Source organism: Aliivibrio salmonicida LFI1238 (assembly GCF_000196495.1).
GTDB lineage: Bacteria > Pseudomonadota > Gammaproteobacteria > Enterobacterales > Vibrionaceae > Aliivibrio > Aliivibrio salmonicida.
The window spans coordinates 189,739-211,348 of the sequence record NC_011312.1 but is presented as its reverse complement, the minus strand read 5'-3'; the positions used below and the strand labels follow the sequence as shown (position 1 = coordinate 211,348).

18 protein-coding genes and 3 pseudogenes are annotated in these 21,610 nt (G+C 39.2%); 12 read left to right on the top strand and 9 right to left on the bottom strand.

What is annotated here, in order from left to right; all coding sequences use genetic code 11:
• Positions 1 to 16 precede the first annotated feature (16 nt).
• The 7 genes and pseudogenes from neuC to VSAL_RS01090 all read left to right on the top strand — a co-directional run bounded on the left by neuC (position 17) and on the right by VSAL_RS01090 (position 6,997).
• Entirely contained in the window at positions 17 to 1,201 is a 1,185-nt protein-coding gene (gene neuC, locus VSAL_RS01120; protein ID WP_012549052.1) for a UDP-N-acetylglucosamine 2-epimerase, read from the top strand.
• Positions 1,202 to 1,208: 7 nt separating this feature from the next.
• Positions 1,209 to 2,282 carry an N-acetylneuraminate synthase gene (gene neuB, locus VSAL_RS01115; protein ID WP_012549051.1) on the top strand — a complete coding sequence of 358 codons (1,074 nt, stop codon included), beginning with the start codon at positions 1,209 to 1,211 and terminating at the stop codon, positions 2,280 to 2,282.
• The gene (locus VSAL_RS01110) at positions 2,275 to 2,919 is read left to right on the top strand and encodes an acetyltransferase (RefSeq protein ID WP_012549050.1); all 645 of its coding nucleotides are present in this window, start codon (positions 2,275 to 2,277) and stop codon (positions 2,917 to 2,919) included. The genes neuB and VSAL_RS01110 overlap by 8 nt, the downstream gene beginning before the upstream one ends.
• Positions 2,920 to 2,934: 15 nt before the next feature.
• Positions 2,935 to 3,993, top strand: a complete 1,059-nt coding sequence (locus VSAL_RS01105) for a nucleotidyltransferase family protein (protein ID WP_012549049.1) — start codon at positions 2,935 to 2,937, stop codon at positions 3,991 to 3,993.
• Positions 3,993 to 4,688 (top strand): annotated as a pseudogene (locus tag VSAL_RS01100) (acylneuraminate cytidylyltransferase family protein). Before VSAL_RS01105 ends, VSAL_RS01100 begins: the two are co-directional and overlap by 1 nt.
• Positions 4,685 to 5,788 (top strand): N-acetyl sugar amidotransferase, encoded by a 1,104-nt coding sequence (locus tag VSAL_RS01095; protein WP_012549048.1) that lies wholly within the window; start codon positions 4,685 to 4,687, stop codon positions 5,786 to 5,788. Before VSAL_RS01100 ends, VSAL_RS01095 begins: the two are co-directional and overlap by 4 nt.
• A 252-nt stretch (positions 5,789 to 6,040) precedes the next feature.
• Positions 6,041 to 6,997: an IS30-like element ISVsa7 family transposase gene (locus VSAL_RS01090; protein ID WP_012549047.1), complete on the top strand. Its 957-nt coding sequence runs from the start codon at positions 6,041 to 6,043 to the stop codon at positions 6,995 to 6,997.
• 152 nt (positions 6,998 to 7,149) lie between these two features.
• Here the strand turns inward: VSAL_RS01090 and VSAL_RS01085 are convergent, their stop codons facing one another.
• The 5 genes from VSAL_RS01085 to rfaD all read right to left on the bottom strand — a co-directional run bounded on the left by VSAL_RS01085 (position 7,150) and on the right by rfaD (position 12,859).
• Entirely contained in the window at positions 7,150 to 8,151 is a 1,002-nt protein-coding gene (locus VSAL_RS01085) for a polysialyltransferase family glycosyltransferase (RefSeq protein ID WP_012549046.1), read from the bottom strand.
• 46 nt (positions 8,152 to 8,197) lie between these two features.
• On the bottom strand, positions 8,198 to 9,460 hold the full coding sequence (gene waaA, locus VSAL_RS01080) for a lipid IV(A) 3-deoxy-D-manno-octulosonic acid transferase (RefSeq protein ID WP_012549045.1): 1,263 nt from the start codon (positions 9,458 to 9,460) through the stop codon (positions 8,198 to 8,200).
• Positions 9,454 to 10,524, bottom strand: coding sequence for a lipopolysaccharide heptosyltransferase II (waaF, locus tag VSAL_RS01075; RefSeq protein WP_012549044.1), 1,071 nt, complete (start codon positions 10,522 to 10,524; stop codon positions 9,454 to 9,456). The genes waaA and waaF overlap by 7 nt, the downstream gene beginning before the upstream one ends.
• Positions 10,521 to 11,747: an O-antigen ligase family protein gene (locus VSAL_RS01070; protein WP_012549043.1), complete on the bottom strand. Its 1,227-nt coding sequence runs from the start codon at positions 11,745 to 11,747 to the stop codon at positions 10,521 to 10,523. The genes waaF and VSAL_RS01070 overlap by 4 nt, the downstream gene beginning before the upstream one ends.
• Before the next feature lie 170 nt (positions 11,748 to 11,917).
• A complete protein-coding gene (gene rfaD / locus VSAL_RS01065) occupies positions 11,918 to 12,859 on the bottom strand; it encodes an ADP-glyceromanno-heptose 6-epimerase (RefSeq protein WP_012549042.1) in 942 nt (313 codons plus the stop codon).
• A 292-nt stretch (positions 12,860 to 13,151) separates the two neighbouring features.
• Here rfaD and mutM point away from each other — a divergent pair, with 292 nt between their 5' ends.
• Together mutM and VSAL_RS01055 are read left to right on the top strand one after the other, a co-directional pair.
• Positions 13,152 to 13,970, top strand: a complete 819-nt coding sequence (mutM, locus tag VSAL_RS01060; protein ID WP_012549041.1) for a bifunctional DNA-formamidopyrimidine glycosylase/DNA-(apurinic or apyrimidinic site) lyase — start codon at positions 13,152 to 13,154, stop codon at positions 13,968 to 13,970.
• Between the two features lie 36 nt (positions 13,971 to 14,006).
• Positions 14,007 to 15,986, top strand: coding sequence for an LTA synthase family protein (locus VSAL_RS01055; protein WP_012549040.1), 1,980 nt, complete (start codon positions 14,007 to 14,009; stop codon positions 15,984 to 15,986).
• 43 nt (positions 15,987 to 16,029) lie between these two features.
• Here the strand turns inward: VSAL_RS01055 and coaD are convergent.
• Positions 16,030 to 16,227 (bottom strand): annotated as a pseudogene (gene coaD / locus VSAL_RS01050) (pantetheine-phosphate adenylyltransferase); the annotation flags it as partial.
• A gap of 72 nt (positions 16,228 to 16,299) precedes the next feature.
• Between coaD and tnpA the strand changes: the two are divergent.
• The 3 genes and pseudogenes from tnpA (at position 16,300) to VSAL_RS01035 (ending at position 18,518) form a co-directional block, all read left to right on the top strand.
• Positions 16,300 to 16,614, top strand: a complete 315-nt coding sequence (gene tnpA, locus VSAL_RS01045; protein WP_012548925.1) for an IS66 family insertion sequence element accessory protein TnpA — start codon at positions 16,300 to 16,302, stop codon at positions 16,612 to 16,614.
• 76 nt (positions 16,615 to 16,690) lie between these two features.
• Positions 16,691 to 16,957, top strand: coding sequence for an IS66 family insertion sequence element accessory protein TnpB (gene tnpB, locus VSAL_RS01040; RefSeq protein WP_083799278.1), 267 nt, complete (start codon positions 16,691 to 16,693; stop codon positions 16,955 to 16,957).
• A gap of 71 nt (positions 16,958 to 17,028) precedes the next feature.
• Positions 17,029 to 18,518 (top strand): annotated as a pseudogene (locus VSAL_RS01035) (IS66-like element ISVsa2 family transposase).
• 100 nt (positions 18,519 to 18,618) lie between these two features.
• On the opposite strand, the gene fre reads toward VSAL_RS01035, so the two are convergent.
• The 3 genes from fre to ubiD form a co-directional block, all read right to left on the bottom strand.
• Positions 18,619 to 19,329, bottom strand: coding sequence for an NAD(P)H-flavin reductase (gene fre / locus VSAL_RS01030; protein ID WP_012549039.1), 711 nt, complete (start codon positions 19,327 to 19,329; stop codon positions 18,619 to 18,621).
• 98 nt (positions 19,330 to 19,427) lie between these two features.
• The gene (locus tag VSAL_RS01025; RefSeq protein ID WP_012549038.1) at positions 19,428 to 19,691 is read right to left on the bottom strand and encodes a 2Fe-2S iron-sulfur cluster-binding protein; all 264 of its coding nucleotides are present in this window, start codon (positions 19,689 to 19,691) and stop codon (positions 19,428 to 19,430) included.
• Complete coding sequence (gene ubiD / locus VSAL_RS01020) at positions 19,688 to 21,529, bottom strand: 4-hydroxy-3-polyprenylbenzoate decarboxylase (RefSeq protein ID WP_012549037.1); 1,842 nt, start codon at positions 21,527 to 21,529, stop codon at positions 19,688 to 19,690. The genes VSAL_RS01025 and ubiD overlap by 4 nt, the downstream gene beginning before the upstream one ends.
• Positions 21,530 to 21,610: the final 81 nt, after the last annotated feature.

Below are 21,610 nucleotides of genomic sequence, written 5' to 3'. Positions count from 1 at the left end.
AGGTAATCGGTTTATTATGAGTCAGCTATTCATGAATAAGAAAGTAGCCGTTTTTACAGGGACAAGAGCAGAGTATGGCCTGCTCTTTTGGCTTTTAAAAGATATTCAAAATGACCCAGAACTTCAGTTGCAACTTTTGGTTTCTGGCATGCATTTATCTCCAGAATTCGGAGAAACCTATAAGCAAATAGAAACCGATGGGTTTGTGATTGATGAAAAAATTGAAATTCTTCTTTCATCCGATTCAGCAGTAGGTACAGCCAAAAGTATGGGGTTGGGTGTGTTAGGGTTTGCAGATTCGCTTTCACGATTACAACCTGATGTTCTAGTGATTCTTGGTGATCGTTTTGAGGCGTTAGCTGCCGCACAAACAGCAATGATCATGCGTATTCCCATTGTTCATTTACATGGTGGTGAAATCACTGAAGGTGCTTATGATGATGCGATTCGCCATGCAATCACTAAACTTAGTTACTTGCACGGAACATCAACTGAAGACTATCGCCAACGTGTTATACAATTAGGTGAAGATCCGAGTCGAGTGCAAAATGTTGGTGCTATTGGGTTAGACCATTTAAAACGTGCGACATTTATGACGGTGGCAGAGTTATCTGAATCATTAGATTTTACTTTAGATAAGCCTTTCTTTTTGGTAACCTATCATCCTGTAACCCTCGGTAATGAAGCACCAGAAGAGAGTTTTCAAGCCTTATTAAATGCGTTAGATGAGTACCCAGATCATCAAGTTATTTTAACGTATCCAAATGCCGATGATGGTGGGCGACGTATAATTCCAATTCTTGAAGAATACGCTCGTAGCAATCCAACACGAGTATTAGCAATCCCTTCTTTAGGACAGGTTCGTTATCTTAGCTCGGTTATGCATGCAACTGCTGTTATTGGTAATTCATCAAGCGGAATAATTGAAGTGCCTGCCTTTGATGTTCCGACCGTAAATATAGGTTCAAGACAAAAAGGGCGTTTAGCCGCTAAGAGTGTTTTGAATGTTGAACCTAATCAACAGTCGATTTCAGACGCGATACAAGTTGCTATAGACCGAACTTATAAACTTGCTGATGAAAAGATCCATAATCCATATGGTCAGGGTGATACTAGCGGTAAAGTGATTGAAATGATTAAATCGTTGCAATTCACACCAAGCAAAGCGTTTTACGATATAACTATTAACGATGTAGAGTGAGAGAGTCATGACCCTAATTATTGCAGAAGCTGGCGTTAACCATAACGGTGATGAAAATCTGGCCTTTCAACTTGTTGATGCGGCTTATCACGCAGGTGCAGACATTGTTAAATTTCAAACCTTTAAAGCAAAAAATCTAGTAACGGAAGATGCAGTTCAAGCAGAGTATCAAGTTACCAATACACAAAAGCAAGAATCACAATTAGCAATGTTAAGTCGATTAGAGCTTTCGTATGATATTCACCATCAGCTAGTTAAGCATTGTGAATCGTTAGGTATTGAATTTCTTTCAACCGCGTTTGATTCAGAAAGCCTTGATTTTTTAGTAAATGATTTAGGGTTAACTCGTCTTAAAATTCCATCAGGTGAAATTACCAATGCCCCATTGGTTTTAGAGCACGCTCGTACTGGATGTGATTTAATTGTCTCTACTGGCATGGCAACCTTGTCAGAAATTGAAGCAGTATTAGGCGTCATTGCTTTTGGTTATGTTGCAGATAAAACAGAAGAGCCAAGTGAGTTAGCTTTTCAGCAAGCTTATGCTTCAGAGCAAGGTCAGAAAGCACTAAAGAAAAAAGTGACAATATTGCATTGCACTACAGAATACCCAGCTCCAATGGTTGAAATCAATCTCAAAGCAATGGATACATTAGGTCGTGCATTTGAGTTACCTGCAGGCTATTCCGATCACAGTGCAGGGATCACCATTCCAATTGCTGCTGTTGCTCGTGGTGCGGTTTTAATTGAAAAGCACTTTACGTTAGACCAAAACATGGAAGGCCCAGACCATAAAGCCTCTTTAGAGCCTCAAGAATTAACAGCTATGGTAAGCGCAATACGCCAAGTTGAAGTTGCTTTAGGTGTGGGAGTGAAAAGTCCAACGGTATCAGAAGTAAAAAACAAAGCCGTTGCGCGTAAAAGTTTAGTGGCAGCGAAAGCGATTCAACAAGGTGATCTTATTACAGAAGATAACCTTACAATTAAACGCCCAGGATCAGGCATGTCGCCATACCACTACTGGGCTCTATTGAATCAACCTGCAAGCCAAGATTATAAAGCAGGAGATTTAATTGTTGAGTAAGACAGAGTTAAAGCCTCTGGTTGTGATTGGTGGAGGAGGTCACGCAAGTGTCTTAGTTGATATCCTTCGTTCACAACAGCGTGAAATTCTTGCTATTGTTAGCCCAGAGGATATTAGTCAGCGTCGTGTTTTCTCTGGCTTAACACATCTTAAAAATGATGACGATGTACTTGGTTTTTCACCAGACTCAGTATACTTGGTTAATGGCGTAGGCATGCTCCCTAAGTCAGGGTTAAAGCGTAAACTAAATGAGTATTTTATATCTCTTGGATATTCATTTGAAACCGTGATTTCTGATAGCGCTCAAGTATCCTCATTTGCTGAGATAGAGCAAGGTGCTCAAATTTTTTCAGGGGCTATCATTCAAGCGGGTGTAGTGATTGGTGCTCACAGTATTATTAATAGTGGTGTAATTATTGAGCATGACTGCATGATTGGTCAGTATAACCATATTGCGCCTAAAGCAATATTATGTGGTCAAGTGACGACACATCAATATGTATATATTGGAGCAAACGCAACTGTGATTCAAAACATTACGCTTGAACAAAGTTCGATTGTTGGTGCGGGTGCTATAGTGACTAAAAATATATCTTCTGAACAAATCTGCTACCCAAGCCGTTCGGTATTGAAATAAGTAATAAGGTAAGTCATGAGTTATTCTTGGAAAAAAGTATTAATTAAACCGGAATCCACCATTGTTGATGCGCTTAGAGTTATTGATAATGAATCATTGAGAATCGCATTAGTTGTTAATGATGAACAGCAGCTCTTAGGTGTAGTTACAGATGGTGATATTCGTAGAAGTATTTTAAATAACTTACCTTTAGATACCCTTGTTGTAGATATCATGAGTTGCTCACCTATTACGGCATCAGTGAATACAGCAAAAGAGCAGTTAGTTAAATTAATGGAGAGCGAAGGGATTCTTGCGATACCATTAATGGAAGAAAATAAAGTGGTAGGGCTAGAAACGCTCCATCACTTATTTGAAGAGAAAACCTATCACAACCCTGTATTTATCATGGCAGGTGGCTTTGGTACGCGTTTGCGTCCTCTAACAGATTCTTGCCCTAAACCCATGCTTAAAATTGGTAATAAGCCAATTTTAGAGACAGTTATTCGTAGCTTTATTAAAGCGGGTTTTGTAAATTTCTATATATCGACACACTATATGCCAGAGCAGATCCAGCAGCACTTTGGTGATGGATCTGATTTAGGTGTAAAGATCAGCTATGTTCATGAAGATTTTCCGCTAGGTACTGGTGGGGCGCTTGGTTTACTTCCTGATGATTTACCAAAAGACCTACCATTAATCATGATGAATGGAGATGTACTTACCAAGGTCGATTTTGAACGTCTATTAGATTTCCATACAGAAAATGAAGCCGATGCAACCATGTGTGTTCGCGAGTACGATTATCAAATCCCTTATGGCGTGATTAATGGTGAAGGAAACAAGATTACAAGTATGGTAGAGAAACCAATTCAACGTTTCTTTGTTAATGCTGGTATTTATGTCGTGTCGCCACGCGTGATCCAGTCGGTTCCTGAAAATCACCATATTGATATGCCAACATTGCTAGAACAGCATATGAATGAGCGCGATAACATTCTTATGTTCCCTATTCATGAATATTGGTTAGATATCGGTCGTATGGATGATTTTAATCGTGCACAAGCGGATATTCATACTTTGGGTGTTTTATAATGATTAGTAATAAAAAAATAATGGCGATTATTCCTGCTAGAGGCGGCAGTAAAAGATTACCAAGGAAAAATATACTTCCTTTAAATGGAAAGCCTTTAATAGCTTGGTCTATTGAAGCGGCACAACAAAGTAAATAGATTGATACCGTATTTGTCAGTACGGATGATCAAGAAATTGTGGAAGTATCACAAAGATTTGGTGTTGACGTTCCTGAATTGAGACCTAAAAAATTAGCTTCAGATACAGCGACAACAGAAAGTGTGCTTTTCTATACCTTGAATAAATTTGGTTCTGATGTAGATATTGTTGTTATTTTACAACCGACATCGCCGCTTCGTACTGCTCAGCATATTGATGAAGCCCTAGAATTATTTATTAAAAAAGAAGCATTTTCAGTCGTATCAGTAACACCTTGTGAGCATTCACCACTCTGGACTAATACTTTACCGAAAGATGGATCTATGGGGGAGTTTTTACGTCAAGAGGCCTTGCAACGTTCACAAGATCTAGAAGAGTTTTATCGCTTAAACGGTGCTCTATATTTATTTGATGTAGATAAGCTAAAGAATAAAGGTGAAATTCGTTATACATCAGAATCTTTTTCTTATGTAATGGATAATCACGTGTCGTTTGATATAGATACTAAGTTAGATTTTGAACTGGCTGAATTTTTTTGTAAAGGAGAACTAAAATGAAATATTGCTCTAAATGTGTAATGCCTGATACTAGACCTGGGATAGCATTTGATGAAAATGGTATTTGTACCCCATGTCTAAATCATGAGAAAAAGAAAAATATCGACTGGGATTCTAGGTATAAAGAGTTAGAAAAACTTTGCGAAAAATATCGTGGTATTAATGGTGAAGGGCAATATGATTGTATGATCGCCGTTTCTGGCGGTAAAGATAGTCACTATCAAGTATATTTCATGAAAGAAGTTATGAAGATGAATCCATTACTGGTTTCGGTTGAAGATAACTTTCCTATGACTGATGCCGGTAAGCATAATATTAGAAATATTTCTGAAGAGTTTGGATGTGACATAATATCATTGAAACCTAACATCAAGGTGCAGAAGCATTTGATGAGAAAGACATTTGAACGATATGGTAAGCCGACGTGGTTTATTGACCGGTTAATATATACATATCCATTAATGATGGCTGAAAAATTTAATACAGCGCTTTTGGTCTATGGTGAAAATGTAAGTTTCGAATATGGTGGTGCGGATGCAGTTGAAACTTATTCAGCTAGAAATATTATTGATAATGGTGTAGCTAGTGATATTCCATTTGAAGATTTAATTGATGATAACATTCAAGATAACGATCTTGTACTTTGTCACGCTCCAACAAAATCACAGTTAGACCGTATCGACCCAATGTATCTTGGTTATTTTATTCCTTGGGATAGTTTTACGAACTATAATTTTGCAACAAAACGTGGATTTAAAGATTTAACACATGAGTGGGATAGAACTCATCATGTAGAGAACTTTGATCAAGTTGATTCTCGGGCTTACTTGGTTCACCCTTGGTTAAAATATCCAAAATTTGGTCATGCATCAGCGACGGATTATGCTGCAAGAATGGTGCGTTATGGAATGTTGACTAGAAAAGAAGCGGTGGAGTTAGTTAAAGCTAAAGATGCGAAATTAGATCCTAAATGCATTGAAGATTTTTGTAATTTTCTAGGCTATTCGAATAGGCAATTTTGGGATGTTGTAGATGGCTTATACAATACTGAATTGTTCAATAAGGATAATAATGGTGAGTGGGTGTTAAAATCCATCTAGTTTTATAGTGTTAATTAATAATCCGAAAGAAATATATCTTTTGGATTATTAAAATATAACTTAATATTAACAGCATCAGGTAAATCGCATGAGTATGCTTTTTAAAAGGGATTTGATTAAATTAGTCTTTATAATTTACAAGGTATTTCTTAAAAACCTAGGTTCCAAGAATAACCGACACACTTTGGTATAGATTTGAGAGTCAGTTGCCTATAAGCTTCAAGCTCTCACACAATCAACTAAGGTAACCCCATGGGATACCAATATAAGCAACTGACACTAGGTGAAAGATACCAGATTGAAGCGTGGAATACACATAGTATTTCTGCTCGTGAAATAGGACAAAAATTAAAACGGAGCAATGGCTCCATTTCAAAGGAACTACGACGTTGTCCTGCTGGAAGCTATTCTGCCGAGCAAGCGCATAAACACGCTTTCCAAAAAAGAACACTTTCGATTAAGCACACAAAATGCAGCCAAAAGAATAAAAAAATAATTCACCTATATCTTCAGCTTGGTTGGAGCCCAGAGCAAATATCTGGACGAATGCGTAGAGAAAAAATAGAAAATACAATATGTTGCAGTACTATTTACAACGCAATTAAAAGAGAGCAGTGGCAAAGGATGCTTGCTCGAAAAGGCAAAAAATACAAACAACGCAAAGGTGTAGAAGCAGGAGCAAGACTCATTCCTAACCGCATTGATATATCTCAACGCCCTGCTATTGTCGATGATAAATCTGAGGTTGGTCACTGGGAAGGTGACACTGTTTATGGTCAAGACGGGTATTTAGTAACGATGGTAGAACGAGTGTCTAAGCTATTAGTTACGTGCAAAGTACGCAATAAATCCAAAAAGGCCGTTACTCGCGGGATAAATCGCATGATGAAGCCCTTTAAAGAGCTTTGCAAAACAATCACATTTGATAATGGCGGAGAGTTCGCAGGTCATGCTAAGATAGCTAAGCATCTGAACTGTGACATTTATTTTGCTAAACCTTACCATTCTTGGCAACGAGGTTTGAATGAAAATACCAATGGTTTACTAAGACGTTTTTTCCCAAAGGGAATGGCCATTGGAGAACTTACTGCAAAAGAGATTAAACAGGCAGAGTTTTTGATTAATTCTCGACCTAGAAAGACATTAAATTTTCTGAGTCCGAGCGAGTTTTTAAACGGTAAGAGTGTGTCGGTTATTGTTACGATCTAGCAAATTCATCACAAGATTGAAACTTATTGATGATCAATTTGTAGATCATTCTGAATATTTTTTAATGGTTCTGAACTTAAATTAGACGATTACAATAAAATGGTTCGAAGAGCAGGGACAGTACTCATTGTTAGAGGCCTCCTTCTACTCGATTAGAATAATTCAATGCCAATAGATTTTAAGAGTTCAAGCATCAGCTCATTGTCAGTATAAGTTACCTGTGTATGATATTCTTCTTTAGACTGTTTTGCAGAATATATTTTTATATGAGGGTAAATGATTTTTAAAGTGTACAGTGCTGTAGATGCTATCCCGCCTATGTTGTTGATATTTAGTTGCTTTTCTGCAATTTCTAATTCAATAGGTAGTGTTGAATCGTGATACGTCAAGTTTTCAATCTTCAAAATTTCTTTGCGGATATCTGAAGTTTCTGTACGATGAGGTGCATATAAGATTTTCTTTCCTGTAGTTTTAGCAAAACGCTTAATTGCATCTAAGTAGAAAGACTTAATTGTCCCATGACAATCAATGCTACCTTGGCCTAAGAAGAGAGCGTATTCATTAGAATGTTCGCGCTGGTGATCGTCATTCAAATTATATGTTTCTCTCATGTTAGAAAAATCATTTTTGACAACTGGCACCGTGGGATCCTTTATATCAAAAATTGTGAAAATCTCTAACTTTTTAGAAATGGGTAGTCGACCAATAGGCTTTAGTCCCTGCATTTTTATTATCAGATCATTTACAAATCGTGGGCGATAGAAAGTGTGCTCTGTTTTGATAAAGCGCTCATATTCCCCTAAAGTTAACGAACCATCATCGAAATAAATTTCAGTATCAGGTTTCAAGTTACGTAACAGAAATTTGGTTCGCCATCCGTTATATTCGCCATGAAAAAAGTGCTTAATAGAGCTATTCGTTCTTATCTTATTGACCGCTTTGATGGCCTTCGGCATTGAGAATGTTCGTTGGCTTCGCTCAATATTAATCACATGCGTCCAATCATTTTCATTAACAATCTTTGTCATTTGGCTAATTGCGGGCTCCATATCTTGTTTTACAAGCAGGAGGATATTATCATTAGTCGCATAATGACATCTTGCTTCATTTGCACAAATATATTGAAAGGGGGATGTCACAAGAAAAACATTCATGAAAATTAACCTTATTTAATTTAGATATGACTACTGATAATCGTGATTATATATTTGAGATAGCGATCGTACGATTTAAAGCACCTTGATTACTTTGAACAACATTAGAAGCGGAGTTTTGAAGTAATTGATATTCAGTACTATCATCAATCAGCTTGACGATGTGATTACTAAGTTGAGTCGGCTCACAAATAACAATCCCTTGTTCACCTCGTAACGTATCCACAATCTCTTTAAAGTTATAATAACTCGGCCCTATAATAACAGGCACACCTAGCGCAGCAGGCTCTAAAACATTGTGCCCACCGACTTTATCGCCAAGTAAACTCCCGCCCATAAAGCACACATCAGCCGCGCCGATCAGAACTAGCATTTCACCCATGGTATCACCAAGATAAACTTGAGTTTCAGCGGTAACCGTTTTGTTAGAGGTGCGTCTTATACTGCTAAATCCCGAGTTTTTACTTAATTCAAATACCGTATCAAAACGCTCAGGGTGGCGAGGTACCAAGATTAACAAGGCGTTAGGGTGCTCTTTCAATACTTCTTTATGAGCATCAAGAACTTGTTCATCTTCACCTTTATGAGTACTAGCTGCAATCCAAATAGGGCGGTCATTGTCTAATAGCTGACGTAACTCTTGGCCTTGCTGTTTTATCTCATCCGAGATTTGAATATCAAATTTGATAGAGCCAGTAGCACATAATCTTTCTTTATTGATACCTAAACGCGCAAAGCGATCTGCATCCGCTTGGGTTTGGCATAGTACTTTTGTTAAGTGCTTACTTAGCTCGGTAAAAACAGGTTGAATTTTGGTGTAGCCTTGGCAAGACTTCTCAGATAAACGTGCGTTAACCACATAAATAGGAATGTTAGATTTACCGACAGAATGTAAGGTATTTGGCCACAGCTCTGTTTCAATAATCAGTAATTTACTTGGATTAACCGTTTTTAAAAATCCGTTCACAGCAAATGGGAAATCAATAGGCATATAGCGGTGTTCAACTAAATCACCTAACTTGGCAATCTGCTCTGCACCCGTGCTTGTTGTGGTTGTCACTAGGATTGGCTGTTCAGGGCTCTGCTGTTTTAATGCTTTAATTAATGGTGTCGCAGCAATCGCTTCTCCAACTGAAACCGCATGAATCCAGAGTGGTTGTTCGCTTTTTTTTAGCGTAGGAGTAAATCCAAAGTGCTCCTTCCAGCGGTCACCAAATTGAGGTTTGTTTGGTTTTTTCTTATATAAACCAAACAATAAAACAGGAGAGAGAAGTGTTAATAGTAAGGTATAAACTAGTCGGATTAACATGAAGTAACCTGAATGACAGATTCATTCGAGTGGCTTTTGGGACTAATTTTATCCAGCACTAGTTGTGGATCAAGATCGGTCAGACACTTCAAATGCTTAAATTCACACTCGCGTTTAAAACAAGGGCGACATTCAATATCTGTACTCACAATGTCAACTTTTTCAGCTAATGGTGGCGTGTACTTTGGTGATGTTGAACCATAAACCCCAACCACATGACAACCGACAGCAGCAGCTACATGCATTAAGCCAGAGTCATTACTGACAACCGTTTTACAAGCAGCAAGCAGATCTACAGCTTCAATTAAACTGGTATCACCCGCTAGGTTAAATACCGATGCTTGATTATCTGAATGAACCAAAGATTTAATGGCTTCAGTGGTTTCTTTATCTTTTGCTGAACCAAATAACCATACTTGATAGCCTTGGTTAATCATCTCATTAGCTACAGCTGCGTAATGCTCAACAGGCCACTGTTTTGCCGGGCCAAATTCCGCACCAGGGCATAAGCCAAGAACAGGTTTATCCGCAGATAGAGAAAATTTAGTTAACATTGCTTGCTGGGTATCAGCATCAATAGCAAGCTTAGGTCGAGGTAAAGTATCTAGCCCACCTAATGAGCTTGAATTAATCATCTCTGATTTTGGATGAGCCAATGCCACATAGCGTTCGACCATGTATTGAAATGATTTCTTATTTGAACGTAAATCGTTAAGTAGGCCATAGCGCATCTCGCCTTTCCAGCCAGTACGAATTGGAATACCAGCAAACCAAGGTATTAATGCCGATTTAGCGGAATTAGGGCAGATATAAGCATGAGTATAATTATTAGCGCTAAGCTGCTTACTTAAACGGCGGCGACCAAACAAATCAAAGGCACCATGACCAAGCGGCATTTCAATCGCTTGGTTCACTTCAGGCATGCGTTCCAAAATAGGCTTACACCATGCCGGAGCCATAACATCAATAACAGCGTCAGGGTTTTGTTGTTTTAGTGTGATATACAGTGATTGCGACATCACCATATCACCCACCCAAGATGGGCCAATGATCAAAATTTTCATGATGGTTTTCTTTGGTTAATCACTAAGGCGCTCAGTATGGCGATGCCAACGGCAAAGAATAAAATGCCTGAGTGATGTGATAAGTAATGTTGGGTAAGGGCATAGCCTGCAACCAGTGCGACGTGCGAGGCTCCCATTAGGGCCAAAAAGTAGTGTGTGTCTTTGTCTGAATCATTGATATATTGTTTCAGGTTTCTTTTGAAAAAAGCAAAAGGCACCGCAAACATGATCAGCAATACAGAGAGACCAAAAATCCCTTTGGTTTGTAAATCTTCTAAATATTGGTTATGAGCTCGAGAGTATTTCAAGGCAATTGGATCTATGAGTCCAGCGTCGAGTTGGCGCTGTTTTGCTGCTTCAATACCAGAAAATCCTTGACCAAATAATGGGGATTCTTGTGCGCTATATAATGCAGATTTCCACATCTCTAAGCGTGCACCAGAAGAACTAGCGGATTGTTCAGCTGAGTATTGAGTTAAATCAGACTGTATTGCATCAAGTCGAGAAGTGATTTGGGCTGAGGCAATAGATAAATCGATAATTGCAGCAAGTAGAGCGTAACCGACTATTTTTTTATTTATTAACTCTTTATTTAAATACAGAACAATAAGTAAAACAAAGGGAGTTAATAGCCAAGCACCGCGAGCACCAGATAATAACGTGGCGATGTAGCCTAAATTAGCGGCAACGAAGCTGAATACAGCAAAGTTCTTCTGTTCTGTTTTACGGTAATAAAAAAACGAGATAACAGAGAATGTGGCTAATGAGGCGATAATACCTCCAATTTGAATTGGCATGTAACCAAACGTACCGACAAAAGCACACCCGCCAATATAAAAGCTATGGTAAAAACTGATGAAGCCTGCAATCGCCGCTCCAATCGGTGCAGCCAGAAATAGTGGTGCCGGATTGGGTTTATAAGTGACTAAAAAACATAAAATGAAAGAGGCCAACACCGTTCGGCTTGGCATATCAAGTTGGCTGGTTTCTCCTCCTGAATACAGAAAAGAGATGATGGTAAGAATAAAATACCCAACCATGGATAAGCTAATGTATTTAACGTCTCTGTTTTTAAAGGCGTGATAGGTTTTTGGCAGTAAAAACAAACCAAATAGTGCCAATAAAAGCGGAGCAACCACGTAAGAGTCAGGATAAATAATAGGGGTGCTGAAGAATAGAAAGCAAAGTATTGTAGCAATTAAAGGTAAGCTTATTTTTTTCATTTTTTTCATTTATCCTGATAACTAGAAACTATAAGTTCAAGAGCAGTTGTAGCGCTCTTGAGCTTGATTTACGCTCTTTCTGAAACCTGAAACCTGAAACCTAGCTCTTATAGAAGCGAAGCGATCTAGTTTCTAGTTAGCAAAGCGTATAGCTTTTACTTCTCAGAGCTTTACTTATTAACAATCGCCATATACTCAGCAACACCATCAGCTACCGACTTAAACTCAACATCACAACCCGCAGCTCGCAACTTAGTTAAATCTGCTTGCGTAAACTCTTGATATGCGCCTTTTAAATGCTCAGGGAACGGAATGCTTTGAACTTCGCCTTTACCGTGGTGCTTAATTACCGCATCCGCAACAGCGCGGAACGGTTCAGCACGACCAGTACCACAGTTGAAAATACCTGATACGCCATTTTCTAAGAACCACAAGTTAACCGCAGCCACATCACCCACGTAAACGAAATCACGCTTGAATTCATCACTGCGCTCAAACAGTTTAGGATCTTCGCTGGCATTCATTTGATTGTTCAGATGGAAAGCAACCGAAGCCATAGAACCTTTATGTTGCTCACGAGGACCATAGACATTGAAGTAACGGAAACCGGTAATTTGAGAAACCGTTTCACCGTGCGCTTCAGCATCAGCCCATAGGCGGCGAACGTAGTTATCAAACTGTTGTTTAGAATAGCCGTAAACGTTTAATGCACCTTCGTACTCACGCTCTTCAATGAAGGTATCAGTATCGCCATAAGTCGCAGCAGATGATGCGTATAAGAATGGGATCTCACGTTCGATACAAAAATGAAGCACTTCTTTCGAGTATTCATAGTTGTTCATCATCATGTATTTGCCATCCCACTCAGTGGTAGCAGAGCACGCACCTTCGTGGAAAATAGCATCAATTGTACCAAAGTCATCACCCGCCATGATTTGCGTAATGAAATCTTCTTTATCCATGTAATCAGTGATATCAAGATCAACTAGGTTCTTGAATTTTTTGCCATCTTTCAGGTTATCAACCACTAAGATATCGTTAAAGCCGTTGTCATTTAAAGACTTAATAATGTTGCTGCCAATCATGCCAGCGCCGCCAGTTACAATGATCATTTTGATACCACGATTTATTTAGATAATTGATTCGATTGTAGCAAAGAAAGGAGTAAAAGGCAGCGGTAATTTTGCGACAGGGTATTAGTGAGTGGTCGTCACTAGAGACTATACGCTTCGCTAACTAGAAACTATAAGAGCAGGTACGGTTGAAGTGGTAGGATAATTGGTTTCAGTTGTGTTCGCTTTTTCTTTTATAGGAGCGAAGCGGTCTAGTTAGCGCAGCGTATAGTTTCTAGTCTCGTTGCGATCATCTCTGAACGCTAAGGATTTATTTTTAAAAGGATCAAAAATGCCAGAACTACCAGAAGTCGAAACCAGCCGATTAGGAATAACACCACACCTACAAGGTCAAACTATCAAAGCGATCACAGTCAGAACAGAAAAGCTGCGCTGGCCGATCCCACAAGAGCTACAAAAACTCGTAGGGCAAAGAATTCAATCCATCCGCCGGCGTGCTAAATATTTAATGATAGACACCCCAGAAGGCACAGCCATCATTCATTTAGGTATGTCTGGTAGTCTACGTATACTCGATGAGGCGATCCCAACAGCAAAACACGATCATGTCGATCTTGTTTTAGATAGCGGTAAATTGCTTCGTTATAACGATCCTCGTAAATTTGGTGCTTGGCTATATTCTGAAGTAGGCGTTTCACATGACGTGCTTGCCAAGCTTGGCCCAGAGCCACTTACCGATGTATTTAATGTGGAATATCTAGCAGAAAAAGCAAAGAATAAAAAAATCGTCGTAAAACAGTTTATTATGAACAACACTATTGTGGTGGGGGTGGGGAATATCTACGCCAGTGAATCCTTATTTATGGCAAAGATAAATCCTAAGGCACCAGTAGGTACATTGACGTTAGCCCAAATTGAACGATTAGTATCTGACATTAAAAAAGTACTAGAGACGGCTATTAAACAAGGTGGAACCACCTTAAAAGACTTTAACCAAGTCGATGGTAAACCGGGATATTTTGCACAAGAATTGCAAGTTTACGGACGAGCAGGAGAGGCGTGCTTAATTTGTCAGTCATTGATCCAAGAACAGAAAATAGGGCAAAGAAATACGTTTTGGTGTGAAAAGTGCCAACCTATTAATCAGTAAAATAGTGATCAGAATACCAATAGAAAAGAGATATAGATGAGCTTTCAACAAAACTTCAAACAACTCAGTAGAACCATATGGTTATCTGTTTTTATTGCCACAGCCATCATGTCTGTAGGTCGATTAGTCTTTCTTGCCAATATTGGTGACATGGCAGAGCTTACACATCGCGGCGGGGATCTATGGCGTGCTCTATTTACAGGCTTACGCTTTGATTTAAAAATAGTGGTTATTGGTTTTGTCCCCTTATTGCTCATTGGTCTAGTTCTCGCTATTTTCCCAAAAGCTTATCGTTTCTTTGTAAGAATAATCCCTTGGTACGCAGGACTTATCTTTTTTATTGTTACTGGTTTCTCCATTGGTAATTACTATTACTACCTTACCTATGGCAATTACATTGATGTATTTATCTTTGGATTAGCGGACGATGATACCAAGGCTGTATTAGCCAATGCTTGGGCTGATTATCCTATTTTCTTGTCGTTTATTAGCAGTGTGATAGTCGCTTTCTTCTCTGCAATCATTGTACGTAGTGCAGTAAACAAAATGCAGCAATGGGAATGGAAATTACAACACAAAGGAATTATTTCTGTCTCTGTTTTTGTGATGATCTTGACGATATTCTTCTTTGCGCGAGGCACATTAGGTTCTCATCCATTAAAGCGTTATCACGCGCAAATTTCTGATTATAAAGTGCTTAACAGCATCACTCCGAATGGATTGATCGCACTTGAGTGGGCGAAAAGTGATTATAAAAAACAGAATAAATTTCACTCAGTAAATAAAGTGGATCTTGAAGCTCAGTTTACTAAGGTTGTTGGTAACTCAACTGGCCAGTTTACGACGCCTTATAATGCTTATTTAGCTGAGAACAAACCTCATGTTGTGATGGCATTAATGGAAGGAATGGGAACTAATGTTCTTGTTGAAGATAACTATCCAGAAAATGACTTATTAGGAGCATTGCGACCAACCTTTGAGTCTGGTTTTGTTTTTAAGCGATTTTTAGCTGAGACTCCAGCGACAATTAATACGCTGGTGAATATGTTAGGGCAAAGTAATGTTCCGACGATCAGCCATTCTTCAGCTCAAAAAGTAGAAGTCGCAGCAGCGGCAGCACGTCCTTATAAAGCTGCAGGGTATAAAACGATTTTTATTACTGCTACCAATGGCATGTGGCGTAATGTTGCTAATTATTTACCATCACAAGGCTTCGATGAAATATTAGATGAAAATGCGATTTTAAAAGCGTTTCCTGAAGCAGAAGCGTTTCGTGGTGAATGGGGATTATCGGATGAATACGCTTTCAAACTAGCAGAAAAAGAGCTAAAAGAAGCGACTCAGCCACTTATGATTTACATCTTAACCATTACAAACCACACTCCTTATGAAGTACCAGAAAATTATGATGTAAAACCACTTAAGGTGAGCGAGCGTTTATTAGAAAGAATGGGGTCAGGAGAAGAAGAAGCGACGCGATTACTTGAAACTTATCAGTATGCCAATAACGCATTAGGTGAATTTATTATGGATATAAAACAGTCACCACTAGGAGAATCAACCCTCATAGCCGCGACGGGTGATCATAAATTAAGAGGGTTTACGATGCAGTACCCTGATGATTTAGCGATCATCAATGCTGTGCCATTTTATCTGTATGTGCCTGAAAAAATACAACACCAAGTGCCATATATCTATAATGAAAAAGTTGTAGGATCGCACAAAGATATCTTCCCAACCTTGTATGCATTCAGCTTGTCAGAAGCGACATATTACAGCTTAGGTGGAGAGAATATGTTGAGCACAACAGACACAAACCGATTTGGTTATAATCCTGAAATGACGTTGATAGAGCAGGGGATATATATGAATAAGCAGCCAGATCGATTATATCCATGGGTATCAGAGGTGGCGATAACTCCTGAATCGATTTCAAATAACGGCAAGCTTTTAGATAAGGATTACCACACATTGCAAACCTTATACATCAATAGCCAAGTAAAAGGCGTTCATTAATTGTAATCATAGGCCACTTATTTGAGTGGCCTTTGTTTGGGCATTAAACTGGTGACTTTACTTTATGTATTAATGCTTGATTTACCACAGAAGGAACAAAGGCTTCCACACTTCCCCCATGCAATGCCACTTCGCGAACAATGGTCGAAGAGAGAAAAGCATACTCTTCAGAAGGCGTAAGAAATACACTTTCTAACTCTGGCATTAACTTACGATACATACTAGTTAAGCCGTAAGCGTGCGGGGAACTACACCTAACAAATAAAATTCATTATGCGTATCTTACGATCTTTCATTTAACGAGAACGTAATTATGCAAAAAGATAAAAAGAGAACACCAGAGCAATGGCACGCTCTATTTGAATCTCAGCAATCTAGCAAGCTTAGTGCCGCTGAATTTTGTCGTAACCATAATATTCTGCCAAAGACATTTAGTGCACGTAAAGCACGATGGAAACAAAAGATTAACGCTTCTACTTTCTTGAAAGTAGAAGCGTTAACATCAACTATCATCGCCACTCCACAATTACCAGATATTCAACTTTCTATCGGAAAATTGCGATTAACATTGCCAGCTAATACTGAACCTCACTGGATAGGACTCTTATTAAAAGGGTATCAATCATGAATGTATTTACTGATGTTTCCACCATTTATCTTCATCGTGATTTTGTCGATTTTCGCAAGGCCATTAATGGCCTGTCGTGATTGTTGAGCAAGAAATGCAACTATCACCGTTTAGTGATGCTCTATTTATATTTTGCAATAAGCCTCGTGATAAACTCAAAATATTGTATTGGGATAAAACAGGATTCGCTTTATGGTACAAGCGATTAGATGAAGACCGCTTCAAATGGCCACGAAATATAAATAACGATACGTTAGCATTATCAGAGCAGCAACTGACACTGCTATTACAAGGTTTTGATATCTTAGGACATCAACCGGTACATTATCAAACAACCCTTTAAATAGTTGATTCTCAGTCAAGAATAGGAGGCAACCGATTGATTACCTGTATTATCGTTATATAGTCATCTACATGACTGATAAAATAAAACCACTTCCTGATACCATTGACGAGCTGAAAGCACTTGTGCTTCAGCTTGAAAATAAATATAACCGTCTTCTAGAGCAATTTCGGCTGGCTCAACATCAGCGCTTTGGTAAAAGCAGTGAATCTGACTCGACTCAATTTGATTTATTCAATGAAACAGAAGAAGAAATCATCATTGAAAATGATGACACACAAACGATTACCTACACTCGTCAAAAGCCAAAACGCCAACGCTTACCTGAAGACTTACCGCGTACTGTTATTATATCCACGACATAAAAGATAAAACTTGTAAGTGTTGCGGTCTAGAGATGCATGCGATGGGTAAAGACATCAGTGAAAAGTTGGAATTTGTACCAGCTAAAGTGGAAGTTATTCAACATGTTCGTCCTAAATATGCTTGCCGAAATTGTGAAAAAAACAATACTTCAGTAGACATTAAACAAGCCCCAATGCCAGCGTCACCAATCCCTAAAGGGATTGCGACCGCAAGTTTACTTGCTCAAATTATTACGGCTAAATTTCAATACAGTCTTCCACTTTATCGTCAAGAAACGTTATTTCAGCAATGGGGTATCATTATTGGACGGCGAACGATGGCGGATTGGTTAATAAAATGCTCGGTACTATTTACCCCTCTTTATAACGAGTTACATCGTATTTTGCTTGAACAACCCACTCTGCATTGTGATGAAACAACGGTAAATGTGTTGGATGTTGAAAAAGCAAAATGTTATATGTGGGTCTACTGCTCTGGCTATGATTCTCCAGGCTCTGGTGTTTTGCCTGGAATTGTACTTTATGATTATCAATCTAGCAGGCATGGCTACCATCCAGTTAACTTTTTAAAAGGTTATAACGGGTATTTACATACCGATGGTTACCAAGGTTATGAACAAACTGAAGCGATTTTAGTTGGCTGTTGGGCACACGCACGTCGACGATTTATTGAGGCTCAACGTGTTCAAGTAAAAGGGAAAACAGGGAGTGCAGATTGGGTATTGAGTAAAATCCAAAAGCTATACCGGATCGAATCGTTATTAAAAGAGGCTTCCCCTGAAGCCAAGTATGTTGCTAGGCAGACAGAAGCCCGCGATTTACTTAAAGAGCTCCGTGATTGGCTTGATAGCGCAGTTAGTCGAGTATCACCTAAAACAAAATTAGGTGAGGCGATTAGCTATACATTAAATCAATGGGATAAATTAGTTCGTTATATTGATGATGGATTGTTATCTATTGATAACAATCGAGCAGAGCGAGCGGTTAAACCGTTTGTTATCGGCCGGAAAAACTGGTTATTTTCGGGTTCAACGGCTGGTGCAGATTCAAGTGCAATGCTTTACAGCATTGTAGAAACAGCAAAGGCAAACGGATTAATCCCTTACGATTATATTAGGTATTGTCTAGATCGTTTATGTGTTGGATCGCCAGCTATCGATTCACTTTTACCTTGGAATGTAAAAGACAAGGTGTAGTTCCCCGCACGCTTACCTCTAATCCTATTTTATGACTCGTATAAAAAATGCCACTCAATTGAGTGGCATTTTATTTTCATTTATTACTCAGGAAAAGCGCTTAGATAAATGCAAATGCATCGCCAAATAAGTGTTCTTTCTTCGCTTGTTTTTCTGTCGTAAATTGCTCACGAGCCGCACCCGCCATTTCAAAACGACCTGCAATGTAAATATCCAATTCCGCTAATGAATTAAAATCTTCCTTCACCGCTTCCAATACATTGCCTGTTTTGCCAGTCCAGCCTTCACCTTGCTCAATAACGGGAACAAATGTGATATGACTGTGTGCTGCCGCAATCGCTTCTAATTCGGCTTTTGCGTACAACTGACGCTCATCACGACCACCCCAATAAAGGTAAATTGGTTTTTCGATATTCTGACTGATGCAATGATCAAGAATAGAACGCACGTAACTGAAACCCGTACCACCCGCAATCAACAACATTGAACGAGTGTTGTCTTCACGGATCCACGCCTCGCCATGCGGTGCATCAATTTGAATGTCTCCGCCATTTTCTAGCGCCGCTTTCATCGACTGTACGACTTCATTAGCATAAGCATTTTGCTCTGCGGCACCGATATGAAGTTCAATTTCTCCTTCATGGCGACACGGGCTACTTGCGATTGAAAATGGGCGTTTGTCTTTTTCTCCCATCACAACCATCAAATATTGACCCGCTTTAAACGCGATTGGTTGTTCAGGATGAAGTAAAATTCGAAAAGTATTACAAGCCAATGGCTCGATAGACTTTACTTTGCAATTGATTGGCATGACTTTCCTTTTCAGCTGATACCTATTTTAAAATGGTATTTATAACGCTGTAATTATTATGAGTATTGAGCATTAGACTCTAATTATACGGGGTGAATTTATTCTAACAACAGCACTAAATCACTTTTTGCTGTTGCCTGACACGCAAATACCCACCCTTCTTCTTGTTCTTTATCAGTCAAAAGAGGATCTAAATCGTATTCGATTTCCCCTTCTAACTTTTTACATAAGCACATAGCACATGCGCCTACTTGGCATCGATTTGGGTAGTTTATCCCGGCCTCTAATGCCGCATCTAAGATGGTTTGTCCTTCTTCGATGCCGAATTCTTTTTTCTGTGGTAATAAGGTTATTTTTTTCAAAAGATACCTAATTCACCCCAAATAGCGTCAATTTTAGCGACTATTTCAGGATCTTTTTTGATTGGTGTTCCCCATTCACGGAGGCATTCTTCTTCCCATTTATTGGTCGCGTCTAAACCAACTTTTGAGTGACTGTCTTCATTTTTCAAGAACAGTGTATCCCTTGCAGGGTCCATTCGTGTCGTCACAGCCCAAATAATGTCATTCCAATTACTCACATCGACATCACCGTCACACACGATAACAAACTTGTTCTCATCAAACTGAGACCAAACCCCTTCCATGATTCTCTTACCGTTATGCGCAGCCTGTTTATTGATAGATACAATCACCATACTGGCATTGTCATTCTGTAAATAAATATCAATGATTTCAGGGAAGGCCTTTGTTAACTCGGCTAAATTACCTTCAATATGTGCACTCTCTATTGATGACGATTCGATATTTGGTGACAGTGCTAATTCTGCGTCCCATTTTTTAGTGATATCTAAGCCCATTTTTGAACCTAAACCAACGACTGGTGAAGCAAAATCTAAAGAATCGATAGGGGTATTCTCTATCATCAAACTGTCTCGAAACGGATCCATATGCTGAGACATTGCAGCAGTCACTTCTGACCAATCTCGAGCATTGACTTCTTCGTCGCACACCAAAACAAATTTAGTGTACATGAATTGACGTAAGAAAGACCACACACCCATCATCACGCGTTTAGCATGTCCTGGGTATTGTTTCTTCATTGTTACTACCGCCATGCGATATGAACACCCTTCAGGGGGTAAATAGAAGTCAATAATCTCAGGAAACTGCTTTTGTAATATCGGCACAAAGACTTCGTTTAACGCCACACCCAATACAGCAGGTTCATCTGGCGGACGACCAGTATAGGTGCTGTGATAAATGGGGTCTTTACGCATAGTGATGTGGGTAACAGTGAATACATGATGCTTTTCAATTTCATTATAATAACCAGTATGGTCACCATAAGGGCCTTCATCGGCAAATTCGCTTGGATCAATATAACCTTCCAGTACGATTTCAGCGCTGGCCGGTACTTCTAAATCATTACTAATCGATTTCGTCACTTCCGTTTTACTGCCACGTAGCAGACCGGCAAATGCGTATTCAGACAACGTATCAGGAACCGGAGTTACTGCACCAAGAATTGTCGCTGGATCAGCACCAAACGCAACAGAAACAGGGAAAGGTTCGCCCGGATTCGTTTCCATCCAATCACGTAAATCTAATGCACCACCACGATGAGCAAGCCAACGCATAATAACTTTATTTTTACTGAGCTTTTGTTGGCGATAAATGCCTAGGTTTTGACGCTTCTTATGTGGGCCACGAGTAACGGTTAACCCCCATGTAAGCAAGGGAGCAACATCGCCAGCCCAACAACTCATTACCGGAATTTTATCAAGATCAACGTCATCGCCTTTCCAAACAATTTGCTGACATGCAGCTTTACGGATGTTCTTCGTTGGCATATTCAATACTTGTTTGAATACTGGCAGCTTATCCATCGCATCTTTAAACCCTTTTGGTGGCTCGGGCTCTTTTAAATACGCTAATAGCTTACCAACTTCACGTAGCTCAAGAACGTCTTTACGTCCCATACCAATTGCCACACGCTCCGCAGTACCAAACAAATTGGTCAATACAGGAATATCATAACCAATCGGATTTTCAAACAGCAATGCAGGGCCACCCGCTCGTAAAGTACGATCACTGATCTCTGTCATTTCATAATGAGGGTCAATCGGGTGTGAAATGCGTTTTAACTGCCCGATCGCTTCCAAATGATCGAGAAAACCGCGTAAATCCTTATATTGCATCGCTATCTACTGTCATGAAGTTTGAATAGATTATACCCAAACAAGTGCATATCCCCAACCTACTTCAAGCGTATTATTGAG

Bases quoted from the DNA above. Each gene is read 5' to 3' on its own strand.
- waaA (WP_012549045.1), bottom strand. From the start codon at position 9,460: ATGTTAATCCGACTAGTTTATACCTTACTATTAACACTTCTCTCTCCT.
- neuC (WP_012549052.1), top strand. From the start codon at position 17: ATGAGTCAGCTATTCATGAATAAGAAAGTAGCCGTTTTTACAGGGACA.
- VSAL_RS01095 (WP_012549048.1), top strand. From the start codon at position 4,685: ATGAAATATTGCTCTAAATGTGTAATGCCTGATACTAGACCTGGGATA.
- VSAL_RS01055 (WP_012549040.1), top strand. From the start codon at position 14,007: ATGAGCTTTCAACAAAACTTCAAACAACTCAGTAGAACCATATGGTTA.
- VSAL_RS01090 (WP_012549047.1), top strand. From the start codon at position 6,041: ATGGGATACCAATATAAGCAACTGACACTAGGTGAAAGATACCAGATT.
- ubiD (WP_012549037.1), bottom strand. From the start codon at position 21,529: ATGCAATATAAGGATTTACGCGGTTTTCTCGATCATTTGGAAGCGATC.
- neuB (WP_012549051.1), top strand. From the start codon at position 1,209: ATGACCCTAATTATTGCAGAAGCTGGCGTTAACCATAACGGTGATGAA.
- fre (WP_012549039.1), bottom strand. From the start codon at position 19,329: ATGCCAATCAATTGCAAAGTAAAGTCTATCGAGCCATTGGCTTGTAAT.
- VSAL_RS01085 (WP_012549046.1), bottom strand. From the start codon at position 8,151: ATGAATGTTTTTCTTGTGACATCCCCCTTTCAATATATTTGTGCAAAT.
- waaF (WP_012549044.1), bottom strand. From the start codon at position 10,524: ATGAAAATTTTGATCATTGGCCCATCTTGGGTGGGTGATATGGTGATG.
- rfaD (WP_012549042.1), bottom strand. From the start codon at position 12,859: ATGATCATTGTAACTGGCGGCGCTGGCATGATTGGCAGCAACATTATT.
- mutM (WP_012549041.1), top strand. From the start codon at position 13,152: ATGCCAGAACTACCAGAAGTCGAAACCAGCCGATTAGGAATAACACCA.
- tnpA (WP_012548925.1), top strand. From the start codon at position 16,300: ATGCAAAAAGATAAAAAGAGAACACCAGAGCAATGGCACGCTCTATTT.
- VSAL_RS01105 (WP_012549049.1), top strand. From the start codon at position 2,935: ATGAGTTATTCTTGGAAAAAAGTATTAATTAAACCGGAATCCACCATT.
- VSAL_RS01070 (WP_012549043.1), bottom strand. From the start codon at position 11,747: ATGAAAAAAATAAGCTTACCTTTAATTGCTACAATACTTTGCTTTCTA.